The sequence below is a fragment of the uncultured Bradyrhizobium sp. genome (assembly GCF_936928535.1).
Taxonomy (GTDB): Bacteria; Pseudomonadota; Alphaproteobacteria; order Rhizobiales; family Xanthobacteraceae; genus Bradyrhizobium.
Genome location: NZ_CAKZHY010000057.1, coordinates 68,014 through 78,915 on the forward strand (window position 1 = coordinate 68,014; position 10,902 = coordinate 78,915).

Consider the following 10,902-nt stretch of genomic DNA (forward strand, 5'->3'; position numbering starts at 1 on the left):
GTTTTTTTGCCACACTCAACCGGTTAGGATTGTAGTCTGACTTGGTTTGGGGGCGGGAAGGTCAACCTCGGATTAACCTTCTCGCTTTAAGAAAGCGTTCATCCTCTTTCGCGCGCTAACGGGGTTGGCGGGAGAGTCCATTTTGAACGCTCGTCGACTGGGTGGGCTCACACGTGCTGACTGGTTTCGCACGCAAATTCGCTGTGCTGTCGTTGTCCCATGCGGGAGTGAAGGTCGGATCTCGGATCGGCCTTGCTTCGCTGGTGCTGCTTGCGGCTGCCGGCTCGGTTCATAACGCCGCGGCGCTGAACGAAACCAAGACGCTCTCCTTCCACCACACCCATTCCGGCGAAGACCTGACCGTCACCTTCAAGCGCGATGGCCGCTACGACGAAGTCGCGCTGAAGTCGCTCAACCATTTCCTGCGCGACTGGCGCACCCAGGACGAGACGGTGATGGACCGTCACCTGTTCGACATCCTCTGGGAAGTCTATCGCGACGTCGACGGCAAGCAGCCGATCCAGATCATCTCCTCCTATCGCTCCCCCGCCACCAACGCGATGCTTCGCCGCCGTTCGGCTCACACGGGCGTGGCGCGCTTCAGCCAGCACATGCTGGGCCACGCGATGGACTTCTACATTCCGGGCGTGCCGCTCGAGCAGATCCGCTTCGCCGGCCTGCGGCTGCAGCGCGGCGGGGTCGGCTTCTACCCGACATCAGGCTCGCCCTTCGTGCATCTCGACACCGGCAATATCCGGCACTGGCCGCGCATGACGCATGACCAGCTCGCCCGCGTCTTCCCGGACGGCCGCACGGTCCATATCCCGACCGATGGCGTGCCGTTGAAGGGCTATGAGCTCGCCAAGGCCGAGATCGAGCGTCGTGGCGAGGACGACGGCGCCGCAACCGTCGGCAAGCCGAGCTTCTTCGCCGCCCTGTTCAGGGGCAAGCAGGCTCCCGCAGCCAGCGCCGACGAGGATGACGAGGGCGCGCCCGCGGTGGCCGAGAAGCCCGCAGCGCCGACCATCGTCGCAGCCGCCGCAAAACCGGCCGATCCGATCCCGACGCCCCGGGCCAAGCCGTCGGTCGCCGCTGCAATCCAGCTTGCTTCGGCCGATGCGCAGCTCGTTGCGCCGCCCAAACCGAAGCCCGAGCCCGTGGCTAACAAGCCGGCTGCCGGCAAGTTCGAGTCACCGGCCGACATCATCAATGCCCGCGGCTTCTGGGATACTCCGGCCACGCCGCAGCAGGCGACGCCGGCGCAGATCGCAGCGCTCAAGGCGCGTCAGGCGCTTGCCGCCGCGACCGAGCCGCAAGCCACCGCGAGCGTCTCCAACGCCGCCTATCAGGCGCTGGCCTTTGCACCGGCTTCGGCTTCGCCGGTCGACCGCGCCCATGTGGTCGCCGCCTCCGCGCCGATTCCGCGCGGCGTGCGTCCGGTGACCACGGCCCGCAACGGCGCGCCGGCCACCGAGATCAACACGGTCGTCGGCAAAAGCACCGACGGCATGATCGCAACCGCAACCCGCCTTTCCGCGGCCAAGGGCGAGAGCATCTGGCTCAAGATCGTGATGCTGTCGCCGAGCGCCAGCCGCGCGATGTCGGTCACGCTGATGGGCGAGCTCGATATGGCTACGATGCGTGCCTATTTCGTCAAGCCGCACGCCGTGGTCGCAATGGGCTTCACCGACGACCCGATGCAGGGCCTGTCCTGCGACAGTTTCTCGGGCAGCGCGACCACGAAAATCGAGACGACGTCGTTCGTCATGCGCACGGCTGCGCTGCGCTGAGGCTCATCGCGCTTTAGCGCGCCTTCTTGCCTCGCCGATCCAGATGATAGGTCAGTGCCAGCGACAGGCAGACCGATAGCTCCTGCTTCGGCAGCTTCCCCGCCACCGGCAATAACAGCGCCCGCGTCTGCCGATATTCGAACGCATCGGGAAAGCGCTCGCGAAACGTGTCGATCAGCGTGGTCTTGCAGTTGAACAGGATGGCGGCCTGGTCGGAGTCCTTGAGGCGGCCGAGCCGGATCGTCGAGCCGCTGCCGGTCTCGTCGGTGAGGTAAGCGGGCTCACCCCATTTCAATGTTTCGGTGAGCCGGCCGACTTTGTCATCCGCCGCAGCGGTCGCGAAGATCAAGTCGCGCACCTGAAGCAGCCGCTTGCCGATCGGCGCTGGAAGAGCGCCGAAGGCAAGGTTCACCTCACGCGGCAGTGGCGGCATTGATGTCTCCGTTCACAAACGAAGTGCAACACGACCGCAATCGTAACCCGAGCGATGTTCGAGGCGCAAACGCCCTCAGATCATCCCCAGCGCCTGCATATAGGTCTCGAGAATCGTCTCGGCCTCGGCGCGCTCATTGGGGTCCTGCTTGCGCAGGCGCACGATGGTGCGCAGCGCCTTGACGTCGTAGCCGTTGCCCTTGCTCTCGGCATAGACGTCGCGGATGTCGTCGGAGATCGCCTTCTTCTCTTCCTCCAGCCGCTCGATGCGCTCGATGATGGATTTGAGCTGGTCCTTGGCAAATTTCGTCGCGGGCTCGTCGTCGCGGACGGCGGCGGAGGTGGCCATCTTGGTACTCCCAATGGAACTGGCAAAACGAGGTGACGCCGGCATCCACCGCGCGTGCTGGGTAGACCCTTAGGGTTGACGCCCCTCGCGTTCAAGCAAGCATCGCGCTCGTCCACAGCGCGCCCACATCTTCCTGCAGGTGAGCAAAGAAAGCTGTTGTGTGGTGCGACTCAAGGCCCACTGCGGACAGACCCCCTTAGTGGTTGTGGGGATGGACCTTCTTCATGGCCTCGAGCTGCTCGGGGCTCGCCGTGCCCTGGTACTTCGATTTCCAGGTCTCGTAGGGCATGCCGTAGACGGCTTCCCGGCTCTCGTCCTTGCTTAGGGGCACGCCTTGGGCGTCCGCGGCGTCCTTCAGCCAGTTCGACAGGCAGTTGCGGCAAAAACCCGCCAGATTCATCAGATCGATGTTCTGGACGTCGGTTCGCGTCTTCAAATGATCGACCAGCCGCCGGAAAGCGGCCGCCTCGAGCTCCGTTCTGGTTTTGTCGTCAATGGCCATGGCGGGAATCCTCGGCTGTGCCCTTGATGGTGGTCACCCTTACGGGATCAGGTGGGGTTCTGTCACAGATTTTGCCATATCGCGGCGCAAACGGCCGCTGGGTCAACAAATAGGCAGTTCCCCGGCCCTACGCCAAATCGTCAATCATCTGGTATACGTTCCGCGACAATGATCGCCGAATCTTTCCCCTCCCCCCTTCGCATGCTCGCCCGGTTGGTCCCGGTGCTGGCGGTTGCGCTGCTGTGCCTCTGGGCCAGCCCCGCCTCGGCCGACTTCCGCCTCTGCAACAACACCTCGAGCCGGGTCGGCATCGCGCTCGGCTACAAGGACGCCGACGGCTGGACCACCGAAGGCTGGTGGAACATCTCGTCCCGCTCCTGCGAGACCCTGCTCCGGGGAACGCTGGTCGCCCGCTACTATTACATCTACGCGATCGACTATGACCGCGGCGGCGAATGGTCGGGGCAGGCCTTCATGTGTTCGCGCGACAAGGAATTCACCATCCGCGGCACCGAGGACTGCCTGGCGCGCGGCTATGACCGGACCGGCTATTTCGAAGTCGACACCGGCGAGCAGCGGGCCTGGACAGTGCAGCTCACCGACACCAACGAGCAGCCGTCCGCGCAGCCGCGTGTCCCCGGCATGCCCGGCCCTGTTGGGCCTGGTGGCGGCGTTCCGGGTTTGCCCAATAGTCCGCCCGGTGGTACGCCCCCCGCCGCACCTGGCCTCCCGCCAGCCCCTTCGCCACCACCGTCTGGAAATAAGCCATGAGGCGTCTTCGCCGTATCAAGATTCTCGCGACCCTTGGACCTGCCTCTTCGGACCTCGCGATGATCCGCCGCCTGTTCGAGGCTGGCGCCGACGTGTTCCGCATCAACATGAGCCACACCCCGCACGACAAGATGCGGGAGCTGGTGGCGACGATCCGCAATGTCGAGAGTAGCTACGGCCGCCCGATCGGCATCCTGGTCGATCTCCAGGGCCCGAAGCTTCGCTTGGGTGCGTTTGCAGAAGGCGCGGTGCAGCTTCAGAACGGGCAGACCTTCACGCTGGATTCCGACAAGACGCCGGGCGATGCCACCCGCGTCAACCTTCCCCATCCGGAGATTCTGGCCGCCCTGCGGCCCGGCCACGCGCTGCTGCTCGACGACGGCAAGGTGCGGCTGATCGCGGAGGAGACCAGCAAGGAGCACGCGGTGACGCGCGTCGTGGTCGGCGGCAAGATGTCCGACCGCAAGGGCGTCAGCCTGCCCGACACCGACCTGCCGGTCTCGGCGATGACGCCGAAGGATCGCGCCGACCTCGAGGCCGCCCTGGTCACCGGCGTCGACTGGATCGCGCTGTCCTTCGTGCAACGTGCCGACGACGTGATCGAAGCCAAGAAGATGATCCGCGGCCGCGCGGCCGTGATGGCCAAGATCGAAAAGCCGCAGGCGATCGATCGCCTAGCCGACATCATCGAGGCCTCCGACGCGCTGATGGTGGCGCGCGGCGACCTCGGCGTCGAACTGCCGCTCGAGCGCGTGCCGAGCCTGCAAAAGCAGATGACGCGCATGGCGCGCCGCGCCGGCAAGCCGGTGGTGATCGCGACCCAGATGCTGGAATCGATGATCCAGTCACCGGTGCCGACCCGCGCCGAGGTCTCCGACGTCGCCACTGCGGTCTATGAGGGCGCCGACGCCATCATGCTGTCGGCGGAATCGGCGGCCGGCAAATTCCCCGTCGAGGCGGTCTCGACCATGAACCGCATCGGAGAGGAGGTCGAGCGCGACCCGACATATCGATCGGTGCTCACCGCGCAGCGTCCCCCGCCGGAATCCACGGCAGGCGACGCCATAGCCGACGCTGCGCGTCAGATCGCCGAGACGCTCGACCTGCCGGCTTTGATCTGCTGGACCAGCTCGGGCTCGACCGCGACGCGGGTGGCGCGCGAGCGGCCGAAGCCACCGATCGTGGCGATCACGCCCAACATCACCGCCGGCCGCCGGCTCGCCGTGGTGTGGGGCGTGCATTGCGTGGTGGCGGAAGATGCACGCGACCAGGACGACATGGTGAGCCGCGCCGGCCAGATTGCGTTCCGCGACGGTTTCGTCCGCGCCGGACAGCGCGTGATCATCGTCGCCGGCGTGCCGCTCGGCATTCCCGGCACCACCAACATGGTGCGCATCGCCTCCGTCGGCCCCGAGGGCGAAGCGAATATCTGAGGCCGCCGCCGGATCGCCGACCAAAACGCGAAAACAACCCCATGCACAGTAGCCGGGTGGTCGCGTTTAGCGCTTGGTCTTGTGGATCACCATCCGGCCCTGTGAAGCAATACCCTCCCAGGCGGAGGACCAGCTGACTTCCGACGATCTCTCGACGCCCTTGTGATCCCAGGCGCCCTGTAGTGCAAACAGGGCGCCTTGGGGGTCGACACATCGCACGATCCAGCCGCCATCGGGCAATTCGATCGGCTCCTGAAGGACCCGGCCCCCGCCAGCCGTGACTCGCCGGGCCGCGGCGCCGACGTCCTCCACATTGAAGTAATGAAGCCAACAGGCGTGCGATACGCTCGGTAGCTTGGTGAGCATGCCGCCGATCGTCTGCCCGGCCGCCGAAAACAAATCATACACGCTTGCCGGGTCCACCTCAGTGGAGGCCCGTTTCCAGCCGAGAAGCTGGCCGTAAAATGGAAAGACCTTGCGTCGGTCTTCTGCCAGCAACTCGTGCCAGCCCACGCGCCCGGGCTGATACGACCCGCTCGTTTGCGCCGGGCCAAGTGCCAGCCGGGCGACCAATGCAAAGGTCGCTCCTTGCGGATCGGCGACCACCGAAATGCGGCCAATGTTGCTGTCGGTCGGCGATACCAGGATGGCCCCGCCCAGTCGGAGGATCTGCGCGACCGTCGCATCCATGTCATCAACGCCGACATAGCCCAGCCATCTCGGCGTTGCCCCCATTCGCACGCCCTCTTCGGGGAGATCCATGAGCCCGACGACCGGAGCAGCACCTGCCGTCAGCAGCCTGTAGGCAAGTTCCGGACTTGACGCATCCTTCACTGCCCAGCCGACGATTTCGGCGTAAAAAGCTGCTGCCGACGCCATGTCCGTCGTCAGAAGCTCATACCAAACGAAGCGTCCAAAATGATCGGCCAAGCTCGCCTCTCCGTTTGAGCACCCTAACGATTTGCGCACCGCATCATGTCCATCGATGTCATCGACAAGAAATTGCCCGGATGTCGTTCATGAAGATGAATGCGTCCTGATAGGCTCATACTCTTTTGTGTATGTGCAAATCTTGCCCGCCCTTTTTGCTCGGCGTAGGATCATTCCACGAAGATCGGACCTGAAGCCATGGAGGATGCGGCCATGCGGCGGACGAAGCAAGCTTCGAAAAAGAACCGACAGATCAAAACCGCAATACCGGCGCTCGGCCTCGCCGGATTGACGTTTTCGCTAGCGGGAAGCGCGGCAGCGTCCGCGTTGCAGACAGACGAGCTTCAGCAAAGGCCGAACTCCAACTCCGGTCGGTACACAGCGCTCAGCGAGGAAGAGCTCGCCGACGTCAGCCTCGCCACTTTCCATCTGGCCTACGACAAGAAAGAATTGAGCAGCGTGCTGCTGGCCCGGGGATGCGGTGGTTGCCGCGGCTGCGGCGGCTGCAGAGGGTGTGGTGGCTGCAGAGGCTGTGCAGGTTGCCGCGCCTGTCGCTGCGGCGTCGGTTGCGGTGGCTGTGGCGGCTGCGGCGTTGGCTGGATCGGTCTGCCGTTGCCGGTGCCGGTCGCCTGCACGGGGTGCTGCGCATCATGGGGCCGTTGCCGCTGGTGCTAGGCTAGAGCATCTGACTCAACGACATCATGCAATTTCATTGGCCGGGCTCGTACACGATCCGGCCAATTTGCTGTTCCGGCCATCGCGTTCGCTTCGCCCCGCTCCTCGGCTTGCCGATGGCGAACGAGTGTGTTCCAACTCATATCAAGAAATCCGGTGGCGCTCGGCACACAAGTCGGGCCAGCAAGGCGTTCGTCGTTTACCTGCGATCGAACATGGCGGAAACAGGATCAGCGTGCGACCCCGATGACATCAAAGCGAAAGAGCCGCACAGCGAAGCCGCCCCGCAAGACCGTTTTGCGTTTCGCGCCAAACTTCACCGCCTATCTGCTGCCTCCCGATGTGGTCTGTCTCTATTCGGAGAACCGCAAGTTCTTTCTGCACGGTAATCTCTATTGCGCGGTGGCGAGCGCGATCGGGAAGAACGGCAGTGCTGCCCAGGATATCATCCGCCAACTCTCGAAAAATTTTCCCGTGGCGGAGATCGAGGAAGCGATCAGGCGCCTGGTGGAGCGCCGCTACGTTGTCAGCGGTGCGTCGCACGCGAGCCCCATCGATGGTTACTGGGCAAGCATCGGCTTGCCGGCCGAAATCGCCGAAGAGAACCTGCGCAATTGGCCGGTGCGCGTGGAATCGATCGACGTCAAGGGTGCGCGCGAATTGAGCGCGGCGCTGACCAGGCTCGGCGTTCACATCACCAAGCGATCGCCCAAACTCATCGTCACGCTCGTGAACGACTACCTCGAACCGGCGCTCGCCGAATTGAACGGGGAACGCGTCGCCGACGGGACGCCCTGGCTGCTCGTCCAGCCATCCGGTGTGTTTCCATTGGTGGGGCCGGTGTTCAAGCCGGGCGAAAGCGCCTGCTGGACCTGCCTGCACGATCGCATGATCCGCAATCGCGAGATCAAGGGATTTCTCGACCGCGGGGCGGCGCAAGCGGTCGCAACATCGCCCTTGGTCAGCGACAGTGTCGGACAGACCGCGGTCCACTTCGCCGCCATTGAAATTGCGAAGGCGATCGCCTCCGGATTTCGCACCGATCTCAGAGACCACATCGCAAGCGTCGACCTCACCGGAGCCGCCATCGCCAAGCACTACGTTGCGAAACGTCCGCAATGCGCGAGCTGTGGCAGCAAGAAACTGAGGAATCCGCGACGAGCGGCGATGCCGATCGAGATTGCCGAGGGCAAACGCCTCGTCATGACCAGCGGCGGATATCGCACGGTGACGTCGCGGGCCACAGTGGCGCGCTTCCGCAAACATGTCAGCCCGCTGACGGGCGTGGTGTCCAGGCTCGAGCGGATCGAGGCCGATCTGCCGATGAACACCAATTTCTTCGCCTACCACAATTTCTCAGCGCCGGCCTGGAATGTCGACCAGCTTAGGTCCGGCCTGAGCGGCGGCAGTTTTGGCAAGGGCTCCACGGCCGAGCAGGGCGAGGCCAGCGCGCTGATGGAAGCGATCGAGCGCTACTCCGGCATTTTCCAGGGTGACGAGATCAGGGCGACGCGACGCTTCGCCGATTTCGCTCCCGGCGATGCGCTTCTGCCCAACGACGTCCAGTTCTTCAGCGACCTGCAATTCCAGAACAGACATATCCCGCAGGCTGACGATTCACACCCCGTCCCCGAGCCGTTCGATCCCGCGATGAGGACCGAATGGTCGCCGGTCTGGTCGCTGCCCGACAAGCGCTTCAAATATCTTCCGACCGGCCTTTTGTATTTCTTCTATGGCGGCTTCCACACGGATTCGAATGGATGCGCGGCCGGCAACACGCGCGACGAAGCCATCGTTCAAGGCTTCCTCGAGCTGGTCGAACGCGATGCCTACGCGATCTGGTGGTACAATCGCGTGCAGCGGGCGGAAGTCGATCTCAGCCAGTTCGAGGATTCCTACGTACGGGATCTGCAGCGCCAGTTTGCCGATGCGGGGCGCCGGCTCTGGGTTCTCGACATCACCAGTGATCTCGGCATTCCCTCCTATGTTGCGATCATGCACTGGATGCAAAATGGGCACGAGAACATCGAGTTCGGGTCCGGCTCGCATTTCGATCGCCGCATCGCCCTGCTGCGTTCGCTCACCGAGCTCACCCAGTTCATGTCGATCGGCATGATGGACGGCGGTAGCGGCGAGAAGCCATCGCTCGACGGTGTCACGCCGCTGCGGCTCGACGATTATCCGTTCCTCATTCCCAGCGACAACCCGGTCGTCCCGCCAGCACCCGACATCCAGCTGCACGACAATACGCGTGACCAGGTCAATGCCTGCGTCGAGATCGCGGTCCGCGCCGGATACGATTTCCTCGTGCTCGACCAGACGCGGCCCGACGTCGAGGTCCCCGTCGTCAGAGTGCTCGTCCCGGGCTTGCGGCATTTCTATCGTCGCTTCGGGCCCGGCCGGCTCTACGATGTGCCGGTGAAGCTGGGGCTGCTGGACCGCCCGCGCCTGGAAAGCGAACTGACCCCGTTCCTGCCGCACACGTGAAGGCTGCTTCCGTGCGCGCACCCCGGAAAAAACTGACCAGGAACGTCGCACCAATCATCGCCGCCCGGCTGAACGGCCGTTTCTCCCTGCATATGCAGGCCGACGGAAGCGTTGCCGCCGTGTCCGGCGATACTTCGCTCAACCTTGGTCAATACAGCCGCGCGGCGATCGAACGCGCAGGCGCCCTCGCCACCGGCTTGCCGCTCGCCTCCCTTGCCGGCAGGAGCGTCGTCGCGAGACAAGTTCATGCGCTGGTGCAGCGACTGGCGCAGCAAGGGCTTCTCGACTATCGCCTGTTCTCGCCCCGTAACGCGCAAGACGTGGTGGTCATCGAGCCACAGATCGCCGAATACTGGCCGGAGCCCGCAAAGCTGTCGAATGGCGACACCCTCGTCTTGTCGCGCTTCGCCTATCTGCGCCGGCGCGGCAACGACATGGTGCTGGAATCGCCGCGCGCCGGCGCGCTGTTCCGGCTTTGCGATCCCGCCATCGCCGCCACGCTCGCGGCCCTGTCACGGCCTCAGAAGATCGGCAACCTTCGCAGGCAGGCGGCTGCGCTCGATCTCTATCTGCTCGGATTGCTGCTCAACGGTGGGATCTTGATCAAGCTCGGTGCGAAAGACGGAGACGGCCTTCGCGTCAACGAAGGCGACGGCAATCTCGTTCTCTGGGATTTCCATGATCTCGTATTCCACACGCGGAGCACGGAGGGCCGGCATACCGATCCGGTCGGCGGCGCGTACGCCTATGCTGCCGCCGTTCCGTCGCTGCCCGCGCTACGTCCGCCCTGGCCCGGCAAGTCGGTCTTCCTCGACAAATTCGCCCAGCCTGAGCCGGCGTCGCCGTTCGCAAGGCTGCTCCGTGCGCGTCATTCGACGCGGGATTTCGACGACCGGAGTCCCGTCACACTCGGTGAGCTCGCGCAGTTTCTCGGCACCACGGCCCGCGTGTTGTCGGAATGGAAGAGCGGCGCCGATTCCGGCGCGGACCCCGAGATGACCTACACCTCACGGCCGTATCCGGCGGCCGGCAGTGCCTATGAGCTGGAGCTGTATCTGGCGGTCTCCAACTGCGGGGGTCTGGCACGCGGATTTTACCACTACGACGCCGGAGGCCACGCGCTGGTCACGCTCGACGCCTCCGCCGAGCAGCTCCGGGCGCTTCTCGCGGCGGCGGAGTTCTCCATGGACGCATCCGGGCCACCGCAGGTGTTGATCACGATCGCCGCGCGTTTTGGGCGGGTCTCCTGGAAATACAGCTCGATCGCGTATTCGCTGGTCCTGAAGGATGTCGGCTGCATGATCCAGACGTTCTACCTGGCGGCGGCTGACATGGGCCTTGGGGGCTGCGCCATCGGCACCAGCAATATTGATCTGTTTGCAAAAATGACGGGGCTCGAATTTCACATCGAGGGCCCGGTTGGTCAGTTCGCGCTGGGACGCGGCGCGAACCGGCCGACCCCAGGCTAGATCGGTTCAGCCCGCAGCCCCGACCAGCGCTTTGGTCGTCGGCAGCAAGGTCTGCTGCACCACC

The 10,902-nt window shown here is 64.4% G+C and carries 9 protein-coding genes; 5 read left to right on the forward strand and 4 right to left on the reverse strand.

Translation table 11 applies throughout. The annotated features are described in order from the left end of the window. Nucleotides 1-173 precede the first annotated feature (173 nt). On the forward strand, nt 174-1,790 hold the full coding sequence (locus tag Q0687_RS08540) for a DUF882 domain-containing protein (RefSeq protein WP_298874487.1): 1,617 nt from the start codon (nt 174-176) through the stop codon (nt 1,788-1,790). Nucleotides 1,791-1,803: 13 nt separating this feature from the next. Here the strand turns inward: Q0687_RS08540 and Q0687_RS08545 are convergent, their stop codons facing one another. The 3 genes from Q0687_RS08545 to Q0687_RS08555 all read right to left on the reverse strand — a co-directional run bounded on the left by Q0687_RS08545 (nt 1,804) and on the right by Q0687_RS08555 (nt 3,073). Then, on the reverse strand, nt 1,804-2,223 hold the full coding sequence (locus Q0687_RS08545; protein ID WP_298874490.1) for a DUF1801 domain-containing protein: 420 nt from the start codon (nt 2,221-2,223) through the stop codon (nt 1,804-1,806). A 75-nt stretch (nt 2,224-2,298) separates the two neighbouring features. Beyond that, complete coding sequence (locus tag Q0687_RS08550) at nt 2,299-2,571, reverse strand: DUF2312 domain-containing protein (protein ID WP_008546273.1); 273 nt, start codon at nt 2,569-2,571, stop codon at nt 2,299-2,301. 196 nt (nt 2,572-2,767) lie between these two features. Next, complete coding sequence (locus Q0687_RS08555; protein WP_298874501.1) at nt 2,768-3,073, reverse strand: DUF1244 domain-containing protein; 306 nt, start codon at nt 3,071-3,073, stop codon at nt 2,768-2,770. Nucleotides 3,074-3,241: 168 nt separating this feature from the next. Here Q0687_RS08555 and Q0687_RS08560 point away from each other — a divergent pair, with 168 nt between their 5' ends. Continuing rightward, nucleotides 3,242-3,844: a DUF1036 domain-containing protein gene (locus Q0687_RS08560; RefSeq protein ID WP_298874504.1), complete on the forward strand. Its 603-nt coding sequence runs from the start codon at nt 3,242-3,244 to the stop codon at nt 3,842-3,844. Next, on the forward strand, nt 3,841-5,277 hold the full coding sequence (gene pyk, locus Q0687_RS08565; protein ID WP_298874506.1) for a pyruvate kinase: 1,437 nt from the start codon (nt 3,841-3,843) through the stop codon (nt 5,275-5,277). Before Q0687_RS08560 ends, pyk begins: the two co-directional genes overlap by 4 nt. A 66-nt stretch (nt 5,278-5,343) precedes the next feature. Here pyk and Q0687_RS08570 read toward each other — a convergent pair whose 3' ends face one another. Next, a complete protein-coding gene (locus Q0687_RS08570) occupies nt 5,344-6,207 on the reverse strand; it encodes a VOC family protein (RefSeq protein ID WP_298874509.1) in 864 nt (287 codons plus the stop codon). 921 nt (nt 6,208-7,128) lie between these two features. Here Q0687_RS08570 and Q0687_RS08575 point away from each other — a divergent pair. Both Q0687_RS08575 and Q0687_RS08580 read left to right on the forward strand, forming a co-directional pair. Beyond that, nucleotides 7,129-9,369: a TOMM precursor leader peptide-binding protein gene (locus Q0687_RS08575; protein WP_298874512.1), complete on the forward strand. Its 2,241-nt coding sequence runs from the start codon at nt 7,129-7,131 to the stop codon at nt 9,367-9,369. 11 nt (nt 9,370-9,380) lie between these two features. Continuing rightward, the gene (locus tag Q0687_RS08580; protein WP_298874515.1) at nt 9,381-10,838 is read left to right on the forward strand and encodes a SagB family peptide dehydrogenase; all 1,458 of its coding nucleotides are present in this window, start codon (nt 9,381-9,383) and stop codon (nt 10,836-10,838) included. The last annotated feature ends 64 nt before the right edge of the window (nt 10,839-10,902 follow it).